The 21418-nt window shown below is 40.3% G+C and carries 24 protein-coding genes and 2 rRNA genes; 2 read left to right on the top strand and 24 right to left on the bottom strand.

Features of this window, described 5'->3' with window-relative positions; genetic code table 11:
- Window positions 1-129: 129 nt before the first annotated feature.
- From NON16_RS20555 to metG, 11 genes are all read right to left on the bottom strand, one after another.
- Window positions 130-510, bottom strand: coding sequence for a RidA family protein (locus NON16_RS20555; RefSeq protein ID WP_257351295.1), 381 nt, complete (start codon window positions 508-510; stop codon window positions 130-132).
- Between the two features lie 3 nt (window positions 511-513).
- Window positions 514-1341, bottom strand: coding sequence for a pur operon repressor (gene purR, locus NON16_RS20550; protein ID WP_257351294.1), 828 nt, complete (start codon window positions 1339-1341; stop codon window positions 514-516).
- 69 nt (window positions 1342-1410) lie between these two features.
- Window positions 1411-2271 carry a 4-(cytidine 5'-diphospho)-2-C-methyl-D-erythritol kinase gene (gene ispE, locus NON16_RS20545; protein ID WP_257351293.1) on the bottom strand — a complete coding sequence of 287 codons (861 nt, stop codon included), beginning with the start codon at window positions 2269-2271 and terminating at the stop codon, window positions 1411-1413.
- A 217-nt stretch (window positions 2272-2488) separates the two neighbouring features.
- Window positions 2489-2665 carry an alpha/beta-type small acid-soluble spore protein gene (locus NON16_RS20540; protein ID WP_257351292.1) on the bottom strand — a complete coding sequence of 59 codons (177 nt, stop codon included), beginning with the start codon at window positions 2663-2665 and terminating at the stop codon, window positions 2489-2491.
- Window positions 2666-2978: 313 nt separating this feature from the next.
- A complete protein-coding gene (veg, locus tag NON16_RS20535) occupies window positions 2979-3248 on the bottom strand; it encodes a biofilm formation stimulator Veg (protein ID WP_257351291.1) in 270 nt (89 codons plus the stop codon).
- Window positions 3249-3747: 499 nt separating this feature from the next.
- Complete coding sequence (gene yabG, locus NON16_RS20530) at window positions 3748-4641, bottom strand: sporulation peptidase YabG (protein WP_257351290.1); 894 nt, start codon at window positions 4639-4641, stop codon at window positions 3748-3750.
- A gap of 77 nt (window positions 4642-4718) precedes the next feature.
- Complete coding sequence (rsmA, locus tag NON16_RS20525; RefSeq protein WP_257351289.1) at window positions 4719-5594, bottom strand: 16S rRNA (adenine(1518)-N(6)/adenine(1519)-N(6))-dimethyltransferase RsmA; 876 nt, start codon at window positions 5592-5594, stop codon at window positions 4719-4721.
- Window positions 5591-6151, bottom strand: coding sequence for a ribonuclease M5 (gene rnmV / locus NON16_RS20520; protein ID WP_257351288.1), 561 nt, complete (start codon window positions 6149-6151; stop codon window positions 5591-5593). The genes rsmA and rnmV overlap by 4 nt, the downstream gene beginning before the upstream one ends.
- 209 nt (window positions 6152-6360) lie before the next feature.
- Window positions 6361-7569, bottom strand: coding sequence for a G5 and 3D domain-containing protein (locus NON16_RS20515; protein WP_257351287.1), 1209 nt, complete (start codon window positions 7567-7569; stop codon window positions 6361-6363).
- 202 nt (window positions 7570-7771) lie between these two features.
- Window positions 7772-8542, bottom strand: a complete 771-nt coding sequence (locus NON16_RS20510; protein ID WP_257351286.1) for a TatD family hydrolase — start codon at window positions 8540-8542, stop codon at window positions 7772-7774.
- A gap of 463 nt (window positions 8543-9005) precedes the next feature.
- Entirely contained in the window at window positions 9006-10964 is a 1959-nt protein-coding gene (gene metG, locus NON16_RS20505) for a methionine--tRNA ligase (RefSeq protein WP_257351285.1), read from the bottom strand.
- Window positions 10965-11543: 579 nt separating this feature from the next.
- Here metG and abrB point away from each other — a divergent pair.
- The gene (gene abrB, locus NON16_RS20500; RefSeq protein WP_257351284.1) at window positions 11544-11828 is read left to right on the top strand and encodes a transition state genes transcriptional regulator AbrB; all 285 of its coding nucleotides are present in this window, start codon (window positions 11544-11546) and stop codon (window positions 11826-11828) included.
- A gap of 68 nt (window positions 11829-11896) precedes the next feature.
- Here the strand turns inward: abrB and rsmI are convergent, their stop codons facing one another.
- The 11 genes from rsmI to NON16_RS20445 all read right to left on the bottom strand — a co-directional run bounded on the left by rsmI (window position 11897) and on the right by NON16_RS20445 (window position 19714).
- Entirely contained in the window at window positions 11897-12781 is an 885-nt protein-coding gene (rsmI, locus tag NON16_RS20495) for a 16S rRNA (cytidine(1402)-2'-O)-methyltransferase (protein WP_257351283.1), read from the bottom strand.
- Window positions 12750-13049, bottom strand: a complete 300-nt coding sequence (locus NON16_RS20490) for a GIY-YIG nuclease family protein (protein ID WP_257351282.1) — start codon at window positions 13047-13049, stop codon at window positions 12750-12752. Before NON16_RS20490 ends, rsmI begins: the two co-directional genes overlap by 32 nt.
- Window positions 13039-13776: a tRNA1(Val) (adenine(37)-N6)-methyltransferase gene (locus tag NON16_RS20485; RefSeq protein WP_257351281.1), complete on the bottom strand. Its 738-nt coding sequence runs from the start codon at window positions 13774-13776 to the stop codon at window positions 13039-13041. The genes NON16_RS20490 and NON16_RS20485 overlap by 11 nt, the downstream gene beginning before the upstream one ends.
- Window positions 13777-13929: 153 nt before the next feature.
- Complete coding sequence (gene yabA, locus NON16_RS20480; RefSeq protein ID WP_257351280.1) at window positions 13930-14289, bottom strand: DNA replication initiation control protein YabA; 360 nt, start codon at window positions 14287-14289, stop codon at window positions 13930-13932.
- 12 nt (window positions 14290-14301) lie between these two features.
- Window positions 14302-15126, bottom strand: coding sequence for a PSP1 domain-containing protein (locus tag NON16_RS20475; protein ID WP_257351279.1), 825 nt, complete (start codon window positions 15124-15126; stop codon window positions 14302-14304).
- 4 nt (window positions 15127-15130) lie between these two features.
- Window positions 15131-16117: a DNA polymerase III subunit delta' gene (gene holB / locus NON16_RS20470; RefSeq protein ID WP_257351278.1), complete on the bottom strand. Its 987-nt coding sequence runs from the start codon at window positions 16115-16117 to the stop codon at window positions 15131-15133.
- Between the two features lie 16 nt (window positions 16118-16133).
- Window positions 16134-16574: a YaaR family protein gene (locus NON16_RS20465; protein ID WP_257351277.1), complete on the bottom strand. Its 441-nt coding sequence runs from the start codon at window positions 16572-16574 to the stop codon at window positions 16134-16136.
- Between the two features lie 12 nt (window positions 16575-16586).
- Window positions 16587-16916, bottom strand: a complete 330-nt coding sequence (locus NON16_RS20460; RefSeq protein ID WP_257351276.1) for a cyclic-di-AMP receptor — start codon at window positions 16914-16916, stop codon at window positions 16587-16589.
- A 167-nt stretch (window positions 16917-17083) separates the two neighbouring features.
- Entirely contained in the window at window positions 17084-17719 is a 636-nt protein-coding gene (gene tmk / locus NON16_RS20455) for a dTMP kinase (protein ID WP_257351275.1), read from the bottom strand.
- 41 nt (window positions 17720-17760) lie between these two features.
- Window positions 17761-19188, bottom strand: a complete 1428-nt coding sequence (locus NON16_RS20450; RefSeq protein ID WP_257351274.1) for an aminotransferase class I/II-fold pyridoxal phosphate-dependent enzyme — start codon at window positions 19186-19188, stop codon at window positions 17761-17763.
- Window positions 19189-19525: 337 nt separating this feature from the next.
- Window positions 19526-19714, bottom strand: a complete 189-nt coding sequence (locus tag NON16_RS20445) for a sigma factor G inhibitor Gin (RefSeq protein ID WP_257351273.1) — start codon at window positions 19712-19714, stop codon at window positions 19526-19528.
- Between the two features lie 539 nt (window positions 19715-20253).
- Here NON16_RS20445 and NON16_RS20440 point away from each other — a divergent pair.
- The gene (locus NON16_RS20440; protein ID WP_257351272.1) at window positions 20254-20664 is read left to right on the top strand and encodes a YxeA family protein; all 411 of its coding nucleotides are present in this window, start codon (window positions 20254-20256) and stop codon (window positions 20662-20664) included.
- Between the two features lie 390 nt (window positions 20665-21054).
- Here NON16_RS20440 and rrf read toward each other — a convergent pair.
- Window positions 21055-21170: ribosomal RNA gene (gene rrf, locus NON16_RS20435) — 5S ribosomal RNA — on the bottom strand.
- 80 nt (window positions 21171-21250) lie between these two features.
- Window positions 21251-21418: ribosomal RNA gene (locus tag NON16_RS20430) — 23S ribosomal RNA — on the bottom strand; the annotation flags it as partial.

Below are 21418 nucleotides of genomic sequence, written 5' to 3'. Positions count from 1 at the left end.
GATCCAAGTGGTTGGGCGCTGAAGCTGGACATTACATCCATGCCGCAAACTTTTATACTTTCTTAACGTGTCAAAAAAGAAGATAAAAGAGCCAAGGAAGAAATTCGACAGCTAATTTTCCCGGACCTTTTAAACGCCTTCTACAATTGCAAGTACCTCAATTTCAACAAGAACATCTTTAGGAAGCCTTGAAACTTCCACACATGATCTCGCTGGTTTATGGTCACCGAAATAACTTGCATAAATCTCATTAACTTGCGGGAAATTTTCCATGTTTTTGAGAAATACTGTTGTTTTAACTACAGTGTCTAGTGATGCTCCCGCTTCTTCAAGAACTGCCTTTACGTTTGCAAATACTTGATGTGTTTGCGTTTCGACATCCTCACCAGCTAGGCTTCCCTCTGGTGTTAATGCAATCTGGCCTGAACTGTAAAACATATTGTTTACAACCACTCCTTGAGAGTAAGGTCCAATTGCTTCAGGTGCATTTTTTGTGTAAACTGTTTCCATTCGTTATCCCTCCATCCGATCCAGGTAATTACCTGCTTCAACTTGAATTCGTTTTTCTCGTGCATCTACATGAGATAGTCTAGCTACAGAAAGATAATCGTCCACTAGACGCTCCTGTACTTCTTCAGATTCAACTAGCACTCCAATTCCCGCCATGTTCGCCTCAAATTCCTGAAGAAGATCCATCATTCCTTTAATTGTTCCGCCAGCCTTCATAAAATCATCCACGATCAAAACGTTTGATCCAGATTTTAGACTTCTTTTCGCCAGAGCCATAGATTGAATCCGTTTTGTCGAGCCAGAAACATAATTGATGCTCACGGTTGAACCTTCCGTTACACGACTATTACTACGAACGATGACAACCGGAACATTTAGATAAGATGCAACTGCATAAGCTAAAGGAATACCTTTTGTTGCAACGGTCATTACCACATCAATGTCACGAGAGGAAAATATTGATGCAAACATACGACCAACCTTATCTACGATCGAAGGGTTCCCAATAATATCAGTCATATATAGGTAACCTCCAGGAAGGACCCGTTCCGATGAACTTAATAGAGTTTGCAATTCCTTGATAACCTGCTTTGCTTCTGCCTTAGACACTTGAGGAATGTACTTGACCCCGCCGGCGGCGCCTGGCACAGTTACCAACCAACCAGCACCCTGCTCTTCAAAGTTTTCTTTTATAATCAGCAAGTCTTCACTAATGGAGGATTTTGCTGCACCATACCGCTCACTAAAAAATGAAAGAGAAATCAATTGATGAGGATGCTGGAGGAGGTACCTTGTTAAGTCGACAAGTCTGCCACTACGTTTTAATTTCATACGTTCTCCTCCAAAAACCGAATGTTTTAAGGATAATATACCATTTTTGTACGTGTTTTTTCAACCAAACTATTCCGACTCTCCAAGCATCCGCACCATAAACACTTCATTACAAAAGCCACGGAGACCGTTGTAGATACTTTTAGCCCTTGTTTCATACATCGTCAAACCAAATACAGTCGGGCCACTTCCACTCATCAATACACCGTCCGCACCAAGTCGCTCCATCTGTTCTTTAATATGTCTTACTTCTGGATACTGTTGTAACGTTACAGACTCAAGGACATTTTGAAGTGTTCGATTTATTTGTCTATAATCTTTCCGTTCTATCGCGCTTATCATCTTTCTCGTATCAGGATGATTAACATTATCAAGCTTCAACTGACGGTACACATCTGCTGTCGAAACACCGATGGTTGGTTTTGCTAATACAATCCAGCAAGGTGGCGGACACGAAATAGGCTTAATAATCTCACCTCGTCCCTTAGCAACAGCTGTACCTCCATATACACAGAATGAAACGTCGGAACCAATTTCAGCCCCAAGTTTCGCTAACTGCTCTGTACTTAAGTCTAAGCTCCATAATTCATTCAAGCCTTTTAATGTCGCAGCTGCATCACTACTCCCACCTGCCAATCCTGCAGAAACAGGGATTTGTTTGTCAATATATATATGAACCCCATCTTTACGACCGAACTTTCTTCGAAGCAAATCCGCCGCCTGATGAGCAAGGTTTCTACTATCAGAAGGGACAAATCCACCAGATGATTCTACCGTTATAACATTTTCATCGGTTGTCGTTAGTTCAATACGATCAGCTAAGTCAATGGTTGTCATCACCATTTCGATTTCATGATAACCATCTATTCTTTTATGTAATACATCTAGCGTTAGATTTATTTTCGCGGGGGCTTTTACTGAAATCTTCATACTCATCACCTACTTGTCATAACTTCCGCTAGTATTTTACCATAGATCAACGGATAATTGACGTATTAAAGAAAACTTGGCTAGCGCCAAGCCTTAGCGCTGGCGATCGTCTTAGTTACTTATACTATAGAAAGTATTTTTATACTTCTTAACGTGTAAAAAAGAAGCTGGCCCAAAAGATATACATTCCTTTGTGCCAACTCCTATATCGTAGTAGTTATTGATCATTTGTCATTTGTTCTTGTGCTTTTTCAATTGCACGCTTGACCATGTTTCCAGCATCTTTCGCACGTATTGCTCCCCAACCTTCTTGTTGTACAGTATCATAGAAGCCTAGTTCTTTTGCGATTTCTTCTTTCAAGCGATCGGACATCATACCTCGTCTTCTGCTCATGGATGCTAGCCCCTTTCAAGAGTAATCACTACCACGATATGTTTAGTATGGTTGCTTGAACGGGAATTATAATAACCTTATGTATCCAGTAATTAATAAAAGCGGAAGCGCCTTGTTCAGGTGCGACAAGCGCTGGAGATTCTGCAACATAACACGCCTTTTGTGTTTGTGGAAGAATTAAAGCGACCTCGAGCACCTAGGCGCTGGAGCTAGACATTGCATCTATGCAGCAAATTTTTATACTTTCTTTCCTTGTAAGAAAGGAGGCGGAAATCCTCTATAAAAAGTAAAAAAGCAGTTAGACACGAATGCCTTACTGCCCGCTTACCATCATACCTTTTGTTGTATCTTCAAGAAATGTTAACTCTACAGTTTCAGTAAGTACATCAGCATAACTGTAGGAAACACGTTCGAATGCATTTGTATCCTGATCCAACTTAACAATAAATACAGAAGGATATGTTTCTTCTAAGGTGCCGCTTCGTTCGATCGTCTTACGTCGTCCACCATTTGCTTTCAGCGTAAGTTTCTTGCCAACTTGACCGTCCAACACACGTTTTATATCCGGAATCGTTTTACCCATTCTAATACACCTCACTTAGACAAATTATAACATCATTTGATGCATTTTGTCAAAATAAAACTAAAATTATAGCAATCCTCCTTTATAATTGTCAATGGTATTTCGCCTATTTTTTTGAAATTTGCCGTTAGTTTGTACGTTTGCACTAGTTTTTATGTAAACCTGTACAAAATTTAAACAGGTTTTTGGCAAACTGTACACTTTGTAACCGTATTTCTTGTTAGTAAAGAAAGTATAAAAGTTTGCGGCATGGATGTAATGTCCAGCTTCAGCGCCCAACCACTTGGATCACTTCAGGCCTCCTGCGGCGGCAACAGCCTCCTCGTCGGTCTTCCAGTGACCTTCGTGGCTGAGCAGGGCGCTTACGCTTTTCTTGATTTTAATTCAAATAAGTAACAGAGCCAGACTTCTCCATACCGAAAGCTGCAATAACGGAGATGTCTGACCCCATATGAATGATACCGAGTGATCTACTTATTTATTTGTACTGAATACCCTCTTAGACGTTAATTGTTTTAGACTCGTCGTCCTCAGAGGACTTGATCGGCATACCGGTCCGGAGAAAGCCCGTTGTTTCAACACCGCCGATTCCATCTTCTCCTGTAATTGTATTACGTAATACTTCCCAGACATTAATCCGGTCCACAAATGAAGTAAAACTAACCTTAGATACAATATAAACAGGATCAAGCGCATGGATGTTTACTCGACCTGGGGAGCTTGCAAAATTAGCACCTGCCCGGACTAGTGATTCAAAATGAGACTGACATGCCCCAGCAAAAATCATTAATTGATCTAAATAAGGGTATTTCTTCCGTACATCACGAACCGTTCTTACAAAGTGCTTCGAGTTTCGATACGCCTGTAGGTCTTGCATACCGCCTTTCGCACGAATATAGGCATCGTGGCCGGTTATCACAAGGATGTCAGGCGATACCTCTTCAAGTAAGGGTAAGACTTTTTCAGGCATATCCTCTTCTTTCATGTGAATCCCATATACAGGCACGTTGAGCTTCTTATAAAGCTCTAAGCATTTGCTTAAATAATAAGGATCACCGTCGATGTGGAGCACCTTCCCGGGGAGGCGAAAATACGACTGATTCTTATCATAACCACCTGTTGCGGTATATTCCATTTTGTGTCGCAGCAGCTGGTAATCCTGCCTAAATAAACGGTAAGAGGTCTTTTCTCTCTCTTTAATCTTCTTCCTGCGTTCCTGTTGCTGATCTCCATCCATTACGACAAGATCTACTATGGGGGCATCGGCGACTAACCTCATATCTTCCCCCGCTAGCTCCGCGAGTTGATGATCGTCTGATAATGCTGTAACCCGAAATAACAGGTCACATTGATAGGAGTGTCTTCCGACGATATCTCCCACTTTTATGGACATAATCTCTTCCCCCTCGACCGAGAGTGAAAACCAACACTTCTCTTTAACCTATGTAACGAGATAGGAAAAAATGATTGTCATTTCCGCAAGGACAGGAGGGCATTTGATAAACGTGCAAATTCTTCGATGGAGAGTGACTCGCCTCTGCGTATTCCATCAATCTCTACATCATCTAGGATTTTTTCAATCAATGGCTTTTCGCTTTTTGTGAAAAGGTTGTTTTGCAAATTATTAAGAAGGGTTTTTCTCCTTTGTGCAAAACTAGCCCGGACGAGAGTGAAAAAGAACTCCTCGTCTATTACTTCTACAGGGGGTGTTTGCCTTAATGTTAATGAAATAACCGATGAGTCCACATTCGGCTGTGGAACGAAAACCGTTTTTGGTACCTTGACTTCTGTTTTGGGCTGAGCATAATATTGAACAGCAATTGAGAGAGAACCATAATCCTTTGTTCCAGGCTGTGCAGCCATTCGCTCAGCGACTTCCTTTTGAATCATTACAACAATTCCACGGATCGGAAGCTGCTCCGTTAACAGCTTCATGATGATCGGTGTGGTAACATAATAAGGAAGATTAGCTACCACCATCAAATCCTGTACATTCTCAAACTCCTCTTTAATAACATGATGTACATCTGCTTCAAGAACATCAGAATGAATCACTTTAACATTTTCATAATTCTCGAGGGTCTCATTCAAAATCGGAATAAGACGTTGGTCAATTTCGAAGGCAACTACCTTTTGCGCTTGTTTAGCGAGCTGCTCTGTCAAAGCACCGATCCCCGGGCCAATTTCAATGACTCCACTATCATGGGTAACACCTGCTACGCCAACGATTTTTTTGAGTATATTTTGATCGACTAAGAAATTTTGACCGAGGCTTTTTTTAAAGGTAAATTTAAATTTATCTAAAATTGTTTTTGTATGGTGTGGTGTCGCGATATCCTTATTCATTCATTTTCTTCCTCCTGAAATACACATTGCATCGCTCGTTGAAATTCTTCATAGGTAATTTGAAACATTTTAAGCTTATGATGTAGTTGTTTGCCATTACTGTATCCAATCTTTAAAAGGATTCCAAGTTGTTCTCGTCTTGACTTTGCATTTGTACCGCCAACTAAACCGGCATCAACAAGGTCTTGCCAGGTAACCTTTGCTGCTTCATCCACAAATTCCTCACGGACACTTCGTAACGCTTTTCGAATGGACTCATCGGTTGCATGTTCAATACCGACTCCTTTATTGTTTACCGCTAGAGCTTCCGTCTTTGGTAAGAAGGCATGCTTGCAGCCAGGAACCATTTCTGTTATGATTCTTCGAATTCGTTCTCCCGGGTAGTCAGGATCTGTGAGAACAATTACACCTCTTCGATCCTGAGCAAGACGAATTTGTTCGATCGTACTATCGCTAATTTCAGAACCATTCGTTTCAATTGTATCTGCACCGATTGCTCGTTTTATCGCAATCGTATCACTTTTTCCTTCAACAACAATTATTTCTTTCATTTTCACAAAAAAACCTCCAAAACAATGAAACCTTTTTGATCCATAATGCGTCTATATATAAAGAGATTCTTTTCATAGTATACCCTAACGTTAAAAGTTAAAGAAAACTTGGCGATCGCCTTAGTCCCTTATACTTTCTTAACGGGAAAAAAGACCGACCCCGGGCTATTGAATCTTACTAGGAGATTCGCACCCAATGAGTCAGTCCCATTATATCAGTCTAAAACTTTAATACGTACTGTTTGTCGGCCCCAGCCATATGCTTCGGACTTACTACCGAAGAATACATCAATTTTGTTACCATTAATTGCGCCACCTGTATCTGCAGCCACCGCATAGCCATATCCTTCAACCCATACACGTGATCCGAGCGGAATAACATTCGGATCTACTGCAATTACTTTCGCATTCGGATTGGCTTTAAGATTATAGCCAGTTGCTGTTAAACCTGAGCAACCGCTACAAAGAGCAGTATAAGCCGTACTCGATACGTAAAATTCACGACTCGATGATGGGGAAGATGAGGAAGGCTTACTACGAGAAACCGTTTGTTGAATCTCTTTCGTACCGACAGCGACAATCTTATCTTCGCTTTCCGTTACTTTTTCCGTTTTAACGAGTTCTCTAGATACTTCCTTCCCGTTTTCAAGAAAGACTTCAAAGTGCTTTTTCACTTTACCTTCTTGCCCTTTGGAAACTACCTTTTCTTTTCCTTTTGCAAGATTGTTATCCTTCCGTTTAACAACGGCATAGTCAACAGCTTCTTCCACTACATCGGTGACCTTTTCAACTCGAATGACATTAACCTGGTCTCCTGTTTTTACGAGAGCATCCATTCCAGGTTCTACTCGATCCAATTCCGACAATTGAATCTTATGTTGCTTTAAAAGGTCAGCGACAGTAATCGAAGTGGTCCAAACACTTTTATCTTTTCCTCCATCGTTCAATTTTACTTGGAACGCTTTTTGGAGTTCGACTGTTAATCCTTCTTTTATTTGGGCGTCCATACTAGGTTTGACTTTATCATGTTCAGAAACCTTAATTTTTTCAGATGCCAATAAATCTTTTACAGTATCCGCAGTCGTCCATATCTTTTCTTCTTTCCCATCGATATTAACCCTTACTTGATACGACGGTGTCCAGGTGATTTTCATCTGGTTTGTTATTTTAGTATCCAACGATGGTTTCACAATATCATGAGCACTCACCGTAATGTTTTCAGCTTTCAATACTTCCTTGACTGTTTCGGCGTGAGAATTCACCTGTCTCTCTTTCCCATCAATTGAGAGCATCACCGTGTTCTTAGTCATTTCATAAGCACCAACACTTACGGCAGATCCCATAACGAGAAACGCTGCGATGGTAACCAGGAGCCACTTTCCCTGAAACATCCTAGTCATTAAAGTTTTTAGGCGGATAATCATCCGACCCCTCCTTTACAAGGTCTGAATATATAACACTTATATCCTCTGCGTCAAGCAAGCCTCCTTTCTCATAGACCCCATTATGCAAGGGGATTTTCCAAAAAGGAAGAAAAACCGCTCGACAGCAGATCTGTCCGTTCATAGCGAACTTTGTAAAAAATTGCTCATTTCGCTTTATCTAATCTTATTTCGACAAACATCCTCAGCGTTTGATGCCGAATAAGCGGAAGGCATTGTCGGATGTTTTTTGTGCGAGTTCTTCAAAAGAAATCCTTTTTAACTCGGCAATCTGTTCTGCAACATATTTAACGTATGAGGATTCATTCCTTTTCCCACGCAACGGGTGTGGACTTAGATAAGGGCAATCGGTTTCAATCAACATGCGATCCAGTGGAATTTCTTGAGCTACTTCTTTAGGTCGCTTCGCGTTCTTAAATGTTACCGGTCCTCCGAAGGAAATGTAGAAATTCATAGCCATACATTCTCGTGCAATTTCAAGACTACCGCTAAAGCAATGCATGATACCGCCTACCTCTTCAGCCTTCTCCTCTTGAAGAATAGAGACCACATCTTCTGTTGCATCTCTGTTATGTATAACAATCGGGAGCTTTACCTTTTTCGCGAGACGAATTTGTTGACGGAATACATCCTTTTGAACTTCTTTTGGTGACTTATCCCAATGGTAGTCAAGGCCCATCTCACCAATTGCTACTACTTTCGGATGTGATGCCAATTCCTCGATCCAGTTCAGATCTTCCACCGTCATATCGATCGCATCAACTGGATGCCATCCAACTGCTGCGTATATAAATTCATAGTTGTTTGCTAAGTTCATCGCACCTTCAATCGTTGGTCGATCAAATCCTACGACGACGATGTGGGAAACCCCTTCATCCTTTGCTCGCTGGATGACTTCTTCTCTATCTACATCAAATTGAGTAGCATTTAAATGTGCGTGTGTATCGAATAACATAGTCCTGAACACCTACAATTTGTATTTGTTTTATGGTCTATATTGCACCCATATCTGAAAATACTTTCCTAGTTTATCATATAAACTGGGCGTTTCTAATTCATTTACTTGTCATTCTCATTACAAATCAGTTACAAAGAAAAATGGTTCTTATGTAAGAAAAGCGGAAGCGCCCTGTTTAGGTGTGATAAAGAAAACTTGGTAAACGCCAAGCTTTTAGGCGATTACCTTAGTTGCACTTATGCTTTAGTGCAAGCGCTGGAGATTCTGCAACATAACACGCTTTTTGTGTTTGTGTAAGAATCGAAGCGACCTCGAGCACCTGGGCGCTGCAGCTAGACATCGCATCTACACAGCAAAGTTTTATACTTTACTTCCAAAAAAAGAGCCGACTGATCAGCGATAAAAGCCCCGCTATTCAGTCAACTCTACCTTCTTATTATACAACCTGTGAATCTGCTCTTTACTTAACGATTGCGCCATTCGGCAGTGAACGATCAATTGTTGCAAGCTTTAATTGATCCCTTTCACTACCAGCAAGAATCATCCCTTGTGAAAGTTCCCCACGTAGTTTGACAGGCTTTAAATTCGTTACACAAATAACCTTTTTACCAATAAGCTCGTCCACCTCGTAGAATTTAGCAATACCAGATACTACTTGTCTTTTTTCTGAACCAAGATCAAGCTGAAGTTTTAATAACTTGTCTGCCTTTTTAACCTTTTCAGCGTTTATGATTTCTGCTACTCGAAGTTCAACCTTCGAAAAATCATCAATCATTATCTCGTTGGTTGGATCAGATTCGGTGCTATCTTTCAAATCCTGCTGCGGCTCAGATCCTCCGCTCATTGATGATTTGATATAGTCAATTTCGTCTTCATTTTCAAGACGCGGGAAGATCGGATTTCCCTTCTTAACCTCCGTACCATCAGGGATTTGACCGAATTGCTTAAGACTCTCCCAACTTGTTAGAGTTTCACCGGAAATACCGAGCTGTTCCCACATTTTTGCTGGTGCCTTTGTCATAAAAGGCTGGATCATGACCGAAATATATCGCAGCGCTTCAGCAAGGTGAGACATAACAGATGCCAGTTGATCACGCTGATCCTCATTCTTTGCTAGTATCCATGGCTGCGTTTCATCAATGTATTTATTCGTTCTGCTTACAAGCTGCCAGATAGATGATAACGCTACGGAGAACTCCATATGATCCATCTCATTTTCCACTTTAGTTAAGGTTGAATCGACAAGGTCTTCAAGATAGGCATCGAATGATGTAACAGTTCCCGCGTGCCTAGGTATCTTTCCATCAAAGTACTTATTAATCATCGCAACTGTTCGATTTAATAGATTCCCTAAATCATTTGCAAGGTCATGGTTCACTCGGTCAACAAAGCTTTCTGGAGTGAAAACCCCATCGGAACCAAAAGGTACCTCTCGCAAAAGGTAATAACGTAAAGAATCTAGTCCATAACGATCAATTAATGTTACGGGATCTACGACGTTTCCTTTTGATTTAGACATTTTGCCGTCCTTCATAAGGAGCCATCCGTGTGCAAACACTTGCTTTGGAAGAGGGAGGTCCAGTGCCATAAGGATAATTGGCCAATAGATCGTATGGAACCTTGTTATTTCCTTTCCAACGAGATGTACATCGGCTGGCCAGTATTTACGATATTTTTCATCCTGATTAGTTCCATAACCTAACGCTGTTATATAGTTTGATAAGGCGTCAATCCACACATATATTACATGCTTTGGATTTTCCGGAACCTTAACCCCCCAGTCGAATGAAGTTCTGGATACAGCCAAATCTTCTAGACCTGGTTTAATAAAGTTATTAACCATCTCATTTTTACGAGTCTCGGGTAAAATAAAATGAGGGTTCTCCTCGTAAAACTCCAATAAACGGTCCGCGTACTTACTCATTTTAAAGAAATAAGACTCTTCTTTTACCTTTTGCACAGGTCGCCCACAATCCGGACAATTTCCATCCTCAAGCTGAAGGTCTGTAAAGAAAGATTCACAAGGTGTACAATACCATCCTTCATACTCATCAAGATAAATATCACCCTGATCCATGAGTCGCTGAAAGATTTTTTCAACGACGGTCTTATGGCGCTCTTCTGTTGTTCGGATAAAGTCATCATATGAGATATCTAGTTTGTTCCATAGTTCCTGAATGCTTTCGACGATTTCATCAACATATTCAATTGGTGGTACTCCTTTTTCCTCTGCTTTATCCTGGATTTTTTGCCCATGCTCATCTGTTCCGGTTAAATACATGACATTATATCCACGAAGACGTTTGTAGCGAGCCATCGCATCTCCTGCTACCGTCGTATAGGCATGGCCAATATGTAGCTTTCCACTTGGATAATAGATTGGGGTGGTAATATAAAACGACTTGCTCTCCTTAGGCATAAAAAAGCCTCCTTAATTTTCCATTTATTGTTTAACCCTAAAAGGGTATTTGTTCTACAATTCGTTTAATCCGACTTTATTTTATCATTAACTAAACTATGTGTTCAAAAAAGTTATCCGATTTTACATTCGAACCTTGTTCAATCTTTTTCTTTCCATAGACATAAAATGACATAATGCTACGAAAAACAATATATGTAAATACCTACAGGATAACTATGCTATCCTAGAAATATACCTAATGGTCGATTCATAATCCGACAAAAACTTGTCGAATTATGACGAATTCGTGTCAATAAATGTAACTTTCCTGGTTTTTGTATAGTAATTTAAATGGGTAATATTTACTGTTGTTTATTTTTATTACGTCAAATGATAACCCCCTACTAATATGTAAAACCTTTAGTACAAAGGGGTTGTGGGTTGTTACAAATTTTACAATTGTTTTCAGTTAAAAGAAAATGATTGACGTGTTTGGGAATCGCTGGTATTATAAGGTCATAATAGTTTTTGTCGAATAATGACGATAACATAGAGATAAGACAAAGGCAATGAAATCACGAGAGGAGAATTTTATAAATGAAATCTACAGGTATTGTCCGTAAAGTTGATGAACTAGGTCGTGTGGTGATTCCAATTGAACTCCGCCGTACACTTGGAATCGCAGAGAAGGATGCACTTGAAATTTATGTGGATGATGATCGTATCGTTCTTAAAAAGTACAAGCCTAATATGACTTGCCAAGTAACTGGAGAAGTTTCTGATGACAACCTGACAATCGCTGGTGGAAAGATTATCCTTAGCCGCGAAGGTGCAGAACAAATCATGAACGAATTAAATGACTACGTTGCGAAAACAAAATAACATATTTAAAAGTGGGCTTCCGAAAGGGTTGCCCACTTTTTTGTGAGTAAAGAAAGTATAAAAGTTTGTTATAAATCTTTGATATGAAAAGCTTGGTAAACTTCGCGCTTGGGAAGATTACGATCAACGGATGTCTGTTTGATCGCTGCTTTACTTGACATCTCTTTCTCAACAATATAATGCTTGACGTGATCTTCAACAGAGAGCGAACCCCACCAGAGTATATTCGATTGACTCTGATTTTCACTAGTGCCTTCAATTACAAGACAGAATTCTCCTCGAATCATTTCTGTTTCACACCATTGCTTTAACTCTTCCAAGCAACCACGAATGATTTCCTCATACTTTTTCGTTAATTCCCTAGTTATTGAGGCTTTTCTCTCAGGCCCAAGAACAGTTACTAACTCCTTCAATGTCTCTTTGATGCGATGAGGGGATTCATAAAGAATGAACGTATCTCGAAGCCTAGCCAAATACTCCAATTCTCCCTTCCGCGTCTTTTTATCCCTAGGTAAGAAACCGTAAAAATAAAAATGCTCAGTTGGAAGCCCCGAAGCAACCAATGAGGGTATGGCGGCATTCGCACCAGGCAATGGTACAACAGGGATTTCACTACTCACACATGTCTCAATTAACTCATAGCCTGGATCCGATATTCCCGGCATTCCCGCATCGCTAACAAGGGCAACGTCATTGCCATCTTGCAAAACCTTTATTAATTTCTCACCACTTTTTAATTTATTATGGTCATGGTAACTTTGTAGGTGTGTCGAGATTTCGAAATGGTTACATAGCTTTTTCGTTTGCCGTGTATCTTCGGCTGCAATTAAATGTACAGTTTTTAATAAGTTAATAGCCCGAAATGTCATATCCTCTAAGTTACCAACTGGGGTCGGGATCACATAGAGAGTGCCACACTCCTCATTTGATTGATAGCTTGACTGCCTCCACATTGACTTTTCCCTCCTTTTCCTTTACATTAATTATTTCCAATTTATTTACTCTTGGAAGCTTTTTAATCTGATACTCTGCTTGCATCGCTTCCGTTTTCGTTTCAAAACGTTCAACGTATACGAGTTCAACAGGAGTACGACCTCTTGTATATTTGGCTCCTTTTCCTTGTTGATGAGTATCAATTCGTCTTTTTAAATTGTTCGTATAGCCTGTATATAAGCTGCCATCATTACATTCTAATATGTAAACACAGTGCTCATATTCCATCATATAACCTCTGTACCTCTTCCGTATATTGATTCTTCTCATTATACACGGTGATCGGTGGAAGCAAGCGTAATTCTGGTTTTCCGCCTTTTGTCCCTTCAACAAGAACCATATTCGCATCACGACCATACCTAGGATAAACAAACTGCAGTCGTTTGGGCTCAAGGCGATGAATACGCATCAGTGATAAAAGATCCATTAAACGTTCAGGACGATGAACGAAGGCTGCTTTTCCGCCTTCACGAAGCTTTTTCCCAGAAATTCGAATCACATCCTCAAGCGTACAGAACAACTCATGCCTGGCAATCGCTAAGTGTTGATTATCATTATGGTCCTTCGGGTCATTCGAATTAAAATAAGGTGGATTACAAGTCACAACATCATACTGAACCGAGTTTTCTTGTTCAAATTCAAGTATATCCATTTGTTTAACATGAATGCGTTCATCCAGCTGGTTTAAGGACACACTTCGCTTTGCCATATTTGCAAGTCTCTCTTGAATTTCGACTCCTTTAATAACCCCTTTGGTCCGTGTACTTAGGATCAGAGGAACCGCTCCAGTACCTGTGCAAAGATCCAGCAACATACCCTTCTGAATGGGGACATAAACAAAGTTCGCCAGTAATACAGCATCTAACGAAAACGTAAACACAGATGGACTTTGAATAATTCTCAGCTTATTTTTCACTATATAATCAATACGTTCGTCCTCATACAAATCAATCATAGTGATTAATTTCCTTCCTAGGTGGTGTAGTAGCATAAAAAAAGACTGACTCTTATGTAAGGAGTCGGCATTCCTATACCACGTAGTAAGTGTACACTCTTTACTAAATGTGGTTACGATGGAAGGAGCCAGGTCCTTGTGAGTCAGTCCAGGTTATTTTTTGTTCAGAAATGACAAACAGAACAAGCAATCTCCTTCTGTTCGGATGCTTCCATAGTGCAGATTACAAATATGGAAGCCCTCTTGATATAAACGAGCAAGATTATCATACCCTTCACCGACATCTGGTGTCGGCCTGGAATCATCAAAAGAACCTTCGGAATTGCCATTTGTCGGTATACTCTTCTTTTCGCCATCTAATCGGCTTCGAAGATTCCGGTTCTCGATATCTAAATGATGATTTTCCTCTAGAAGAGCAGCCAACTGACTCTTAAGATCTCCAAGCTGTTTATACAAACTTCCAATCTGCTCTTCCATTTCACTAACTCTTGAGAAGATTTCTTTTTTGTCCACGGTTTCACCCCGTTATTCTATAGCTTGTGAAACGGAGCCTTCATTCATGAGCTCATCCAGCGTATATTCTATTACGCGTTCTTGCTCATAAAGATCTACTTGGACCAAGCGTTCAAGAATATTCAGCCCAACCACTTTTCCTTTTCCATGAGGTGTGTGAATAATTTCTCCGATGTCCGGAAGCTCCTTTTTAGCTGTCTCATAATCATCGTTCTCATATTTCAGACAACACATCAACCGACCGCATAAACCTGAAATTTTTGCAGGGTTTAACGATAGATTTTGGTCTTTTGCCATCTTAATCGATACAGGTTCAAAGTCACCTAAGAAAGTTGAGCAGCATAGTAAACGGCCGCATGGTCCTATCCCACCAAGCATTTTTGCCTCGTCTCTTACACCAATCTGCCGTAATTCAATACGAGTACGAAAAATAGAGGCTAGATCCTTAACAAGTTCCCGGAAGTCTACACGTCCATCTGCTGTAAAATAAAATATGACTTTATTTCGATCAAATGTGTATTCCACATCAACTAACTTCATATCTAGCTCGTGTTCCTCAATTTTCCTTATACATACATCAAAAGCTTCCTTCGAGGCTTCCTTGTTTTCTTCTACCGCTAATTGATCTTTCGGGTTGGCAATTCGGACTACTTTCTTCAGTGGAAGAACAACATCATTCTCGTCTACTTGTTTTTTCGCGAGAACCGTCTTTCCAAACTCAATCCCTCTAGCTGTTTCGACAATCACGAATGCATTGACTTCGATTTCTAGATCCCCGGGATCGAAATAGTATATTTTACCCGCCTTTTTAAAGCGGACACCAATTACTTCATACACAGGTTTATCCCTCCTGCAATTTAAGCACTAATTGCTCAATCAACAATTGCAGGTTCATATTTGCCTGAAGACGCCGCTTGGCTTCTAACAAGAGCACCATCTGATCACGAACCCGATTTTGTGAGCTTTTTAGTGCTTGGTCGGATAATAACTTTTCTTGATCTTTAAACACAATCGATTGTTTTTCATCCAATTGGGTTAGGAAAACATCTTTATACCAAATCAACAACAGATCCAAACCAACCTCGATCTGTTGTTTTTCTTTGAAATGAGGGTACCAATAATCCTGAAGAACGAGCAAGGCACGCTGTGGACGTTTAACAAGCTCTTCCATCAAGTTTAACACGTTCTTTCTCGCTTGTACAAACCACTCATCTTGCAGCAATTCTACTGCCTCTTTTTGATCATTTGTTAAAGCTGAGGCTATACGAACAAGATGTTCTGGGTGTTCATCCTTTATTAAGGTATCGATCAATTGCCCTTGTGACTGTGGAGCAAACGTGAGTACCTGGCAACGAGAGATAATTGTATCAAGTAACTGTTGCGGGTTTTCTGTTAATAACAAAGCGATGGTTTTTTGCCCAGGTTCTTCTAGAAATTTAAGTAAACTATTCGCAGCCTGGTTCGTCATCCGATCAGCATGTTCGAGAATATATGCCTTTGCCTTCGATTCTAGACCAAGGTAGGAAAATTCCTTTTGAAGCTTACGAATTTGCTCAATTTTAATCGATTGGCCATCTGGTTCAATAAGATGAACATCTGGGTGGTTGCCTGAATCAATACGTTTACAATCAGGACATTCACCACATGGCTCGCTAGATTCACGTACTTTACAAAAATAACCCTTTGTTAAATGAAGCGCAATTTGCTTCTTCCCCGTCCCCTTATTTCCTTTAAATAGATACGCATGAGCTAGACGATGCTTATCCATGCTGTTCGTTAAAAGTCTTGTTACATACGGTTGTTTCTCGGAAAGTGTGTTCCAATTCATCTATATCGACTCTTTTCTACGTATACAAATTCACGAGTAACCCTTTGACCTCTCCAATACGCCCTAACAGATCAATGGCTTTAGTCTCTTTGTTCATCAAGTCATCTGTAATAGAAAGAAGCTCCTCATCAATACGTTCAATCAAGTGGTGTGTCTCTAAATGGCCATGTCCGTTCCAGCCTCTGGATTTCTTTAAATGGATACCAAAATCAACTACCTCTTTCATGAACCGTTTCACTATGCGTTTGTATTCCCTAAGATCACTAAGTGTCTGGGATTTCAATAGTCGTTGCCCCTGTTGATCGACCTTTACCAATAACGCCGTTAACTGTTCATTTTGCAGCCTTTGATGTTGAGCTTGCACGACTGAATTAAACTGTCCTGCTTTTACAGAAGGTTTCGTTCCGTCCTGTAACTTCTGCTCTGCCATCGTCCTAATTTCTTGACCGATTTTCATAAGGATCCCCCTCTAATACTGCATAAATTGCTCAATCGGCAGGACGAATACAGTAGCACCTCCAACTTCGACTTCGACTGGATAAGGAACGTAGGAATCAGCATTTCCACCCATCGGTGATACTGGGGCTACTAGCTGGTCTCGACTCTGACAATTTTCCTTAATAATATCAAGAACACGTTGAACATGTAGATCTTCAACCCCCATCATGAAGGTCGTATTGCCCGCTTTTAAGAAACCCCCTGTACTTGCAAGTTTCGTAGCCCGAAAATTACTTTTCACAAGAGCATCCGATAAACGACTGCTATCTTTATCCTGTACGACCGCCACCACAAGCTTCATAAGCGATAGCTCCTTTCAAAATTTCCATCTATAACTATAACTTTTTCCTTTTTCACTCATTATCCTTCTTTTTCAAAAAACTTTTTTCTTCTATTATAACAGGTGACGAATATTGGTTCTATGGATCGCTGAACTGAAATCCATAAATATGCACGGTTTTTTATTAGTTAATCTTTGAACAGCCTTTCTTTGAGCACTTGCAAAACATCGTTATATACCATATCGATCGGTTGCTCTGCATTTATGACAACAATTCGCTCTGGAAACCTGTCTAATACTTGCCGGTAGCCTTGCTGAACCTTTTGATGAAAGTCCAATTTCTCAAGATCAAGTCGGTTCTTCTCCCGCAAGTTATTCTTTTCAATTCGCTCGAGGCCAACCTTTGGTGAAAGATCAAAATAAAACGTCATGTCAGGCATCCGATCTTCTGTTGCAAATTGATTTATCGAGAATACCTCTTCAATACCAAGCCCTCGTGCAAACCCTTGATAAGCAAGACTACTATCTATAAATCGATCGCATAATACAACTTTTCCCTCTTCAAGTGCCGGCAGTACCCTCTCAACAAGGTGCTGTCTTCTTGCTGCAGCATAGAGTAACGCCTCAGTCCGACCGTCCATTTCAGTATTCTTAGGATTCAAAATGACCGAGCGAATCTGTTCAGCAATATCGATTCCACCAGGTTCCCGTGTTGAAACAAACGGAATGGAATGATTTTTCAACTCCTTGTTAAGTTGTTGTATGATCGTCGTTTTTCCAGCTCCCTCAGGACCTTCAAACGTTATAAATAAGGGTTTGTTCATATCTCGTTCCTCCCGTGTACTTCTTGATGATTCGTATATACTTATTCAACAATTTGGAGTTTCCTTCCCTGAACACTAGCTCCTTGAAATCGAGCGCCATTCTCTATAAGTAATTGAAAGTACTCCACCTGAGCTTTCATGATTCGCTCCCCCGCTAAAAGAATTGGTATACCTGGTGGGTAAGGGATAATGGTTTCGGCGCAAATTTTTCCAGTTGCTTCCTTAAGAGATACGTAGGTTTTACGCCTTTGTCGAATCTGGTGCTCAGTTAGAATTTGCTCCGTTACATGTGGAAAACCGTTCATAATAGTAGCATTACATGTTTTAGATTCAATCACATCATAATTTTTCACAGCCCAAGTCATCCGTGCAACGATCTCACTAACTTCTCTTAAAGGCGCTAATGGTAATACGAATAACACATTATAGGGATCTGCGAGTTCAGTATAAATTCCTTGCTCCTCCAAAACGGTTTGTAGCTTAAACCCAGACAAGTGAGTCTTCGATTGTATTATCAGCTTCAATGGGTCTAACCAATCATAGCGAGACTTTCCTTGTATCACTTCTAATTGTGGAATACCTTTTAACAATTCGCTAAAAGTATCAATGCTTCTTAAAATGACTTTTCGGTCGTCTTTTTCGATGGATTCCCGATACGCTCTGGCAAAATCAAGTGAAGCCATCAATGGGTAGGATGGACTGCTTGATTGAAGGATGTTTAAATACTTTTCAAGACTCATACGATTGATTCGGCTTGAATGTATATGTAAAAACGAAGCCATCGTCATCGCAGGTAATGTTTTGTGCGCTGATTGGACGACCACATCTGCTCCCATTTCTAGTGCAGACGGTGGAAAGGGTTCCCCAATTCCAAAATGGGCCCCATGTGCTTCATCTACTAAAACTGGGATGTCCTTTTGATGAACATATTTAATGATACTAGTTAAATCAATCGTCATCCCATAATAATTCGGATTCGTTAATATAACCGCACTAAAAGAACCGTGCTGCTCAAAAGCAGACTTTATTCGCTCATATGTAACCCCGGTGGCAACCCCTGTTTTATGATCAACTTCTGGGGTTATGTACACAGGTTTTGCCCCAGAAAGGTTAATCCCGTTTATAACTGATTTATGACAGTTTCGCTGGACGAGTACTTTTGACCCCTGTGGACAAGCAGTCATAATCATCGCGAGGTTACCAACGGTCGTCCCGTTAACTAAAAAGTAACTGTAATCCGCACCATATAATCTTGCAGTCATATCCTCCGCATCTTTAATGACACTTGTTGGATCATGTAAATCATCGAGTCCACTCAATTCCGTCACATCAAGAGAAAGAAGATTTTGTGCCCACTCTGTTTTAGGCCAAAGCTGACCGTTTTTGTGACCTGGCACATGAAAGGAATAGGCCTCGTCTTTATTATGCTGCCAAAGCCTATCGATCAGAGGTGTTTCTACGTACTTCATCTAACCATCCCAATTCTAAAGAAAACTTGGTTAGCGCCAAGCCTTAGCGCTGGCGATCGCCTTAGTTGCACTTATACTATAGAAAGTATTTTTATACTTTCTTAACGTGTAAAGAAAACTTGGCTCAGCCAAGCCTTTGGCGCCGGCTGAGCTTATACTATAGAAAGTATCTTTATACCTTCTTAACGTGTAAAAAGATCTATGTTTATTTTAGCAGAAAATCCTTCCCCACGTCCCCTTATCTAAGAATAGGATTGAATTTATTGAATTCTAGTTACCGAACCTGTATGGATTAACCTTTTATATGCAAATAAAAAACAGGTGTTGGTTCACCTGTCTAACATGATACATGATTAATTTTTCGAAGCTTTTCTATAAAATATTGATACTCATCATCATCTGTTTCCGTTGAAATCATCCTCTGTTCACAGTTGCAGCACAGAAAATGTTGAAAGATATGGATCCCCTTTTCCGCCTTCTTATCACAAACCATACATGTTTCCAAAGACTGCTTTGCAGCTTCCACTTCTCCCACCTCCATCACAAGTATGGCCAGAAACGATTTAAAATATACATAAATGATTTAATTTTTAGAAAACAGTTACTAACGTAAATGTATGATAACACTGTAAAAATTGTGTATGTCTACCTAAAGAAAACTTGGCGAGGCCAAGCCTTTGGCGTCGGCTGAGCCTTAGTTGCACTAGAAAGTATTTTTATACTTCTTAACGTGTAAAGAAAACTAAGCTAGGGAACAGTTTCTTATCTTACAAAAATGTAATTCCCTTGTAACCCTATTCGATGGCTACAACCTCCTTATTTTTTTACAATAAAATTAAGACATAAATAAAGGAGTGATAAGAGGATATGAAAAAAGCAGTCCAAGTGTTAGCCGCCATTGTTGAATCTTTCATCGATGGAAAACGAATGGCTTCTATTTTAAATAAACAAGTTCATTAATTTAAACGTAACCGAGAATTTACAGAGGCATGAGATACCTATCACTTGTTCTCTTTTATATAAATACTTTTATAGCTCAAATTACTAAGAGATAGGAGAAAAAGCATGAAAAAAATTATCGGAACTATCGTGTTCCTGTTCATAATTATGGGTGTTATAATTTTAACCCTTCCAGAAGAAATATCCGATCGCATCAACCCTCTTGTTCAAAAAGAAGGTGTATATGTGCAGATTAATGAAAAAGGGGAACCGCAAAATCCTGGGGGCTACTATTATACACTAGAAGGTTATACCGAAAACGGAGAAACTCAACAAATAACTTTCTATACGGGTAGAGCTTCGGAAGGATGCTTATTTGCGGGTTGCAGCAAAAGGCGCTTATGTGGAAACATGGGAAGAAGTCCAGCCAGTAGAAATACCAACAAAGGTAAAAGAAAAACTTATTCATTGACTGTAAAGCACCCATTATATTGGGTGCTTTACTTTGTATCAACCCTTGCCATTGATGAGGTATAAGATAGAAACGAGTTTATCTCGTTTCCTCCTTAACTAAGGTGGTTAGGGCTGTTTTTGGTTGGAGTAATTAGCCTCCAATCAAATAAAAAGAGTGATTATTCATTTTTTTGCCCCATTCTAACTCTTACGTGTTCTTTTCACTCTAAAATAAGCTTGGTGGAAACGAGTGTAGCTTGTTTCTACCTTGTTCGCCTTCGGACTGCGATGAACGTCAGATTTCGGCGTCATCTGCACTCGCTTCGGTCCTCGCGTATATCATACGCTGCGGGCGTCACTCCTTTGTTTCCTTGACCTCTTCGTTCCTCTCAGCCCTCGTATGCTAGGTAGTCGGATCTTTTCTTCGCAAGAAAAAAGAGATGAAACGATTACTATTCGTTTCACCTCTTTGAGGCCCGGCGACGTCCTACTCTCACAGGGGGAAGCCCCCAATTACCATTGGCGCTGAAGAGCTTAACTTCCGTGTTCGGCATGGGAACGGGTGTGACCTCTTCGCCTTCGTCACCAGACATATGAAGTTGTGGAAAAACCACATTCCTTCAAAACTAGATAACGTCATTCTTGAATTGAAACATCGAAGATGTTACTTATGGTTAAGTCCTCGATCGATTAGTATCTGTCAGCTCCACGTGTTGCCACGCTTCCACACCAGACCTATCAACCTCATCATCTCTGAGGGATCTTACTCGCTTACGCGATGGGAAATCTCATCTTGAGGGGGGCTTCATGCTTAGATGCTTTCAGCACTTATCCCGTC

Origin of the sequence: Pseudalkalibacillus decolorationis (assembly GCF_024609785.1) — a bacterium.
GTDB lineage: Bacteria > Bacillota > Bacilli > Bacillales > Fictibacillaceae > Pseudalkalibacillus > Pseudalkalibacillus decolorationis.
The sequence above is the reverse complement of the archived record's forward strand: the minus strand, read 5'-3'. Positions and strand labels throughout refer to the sequence as shown.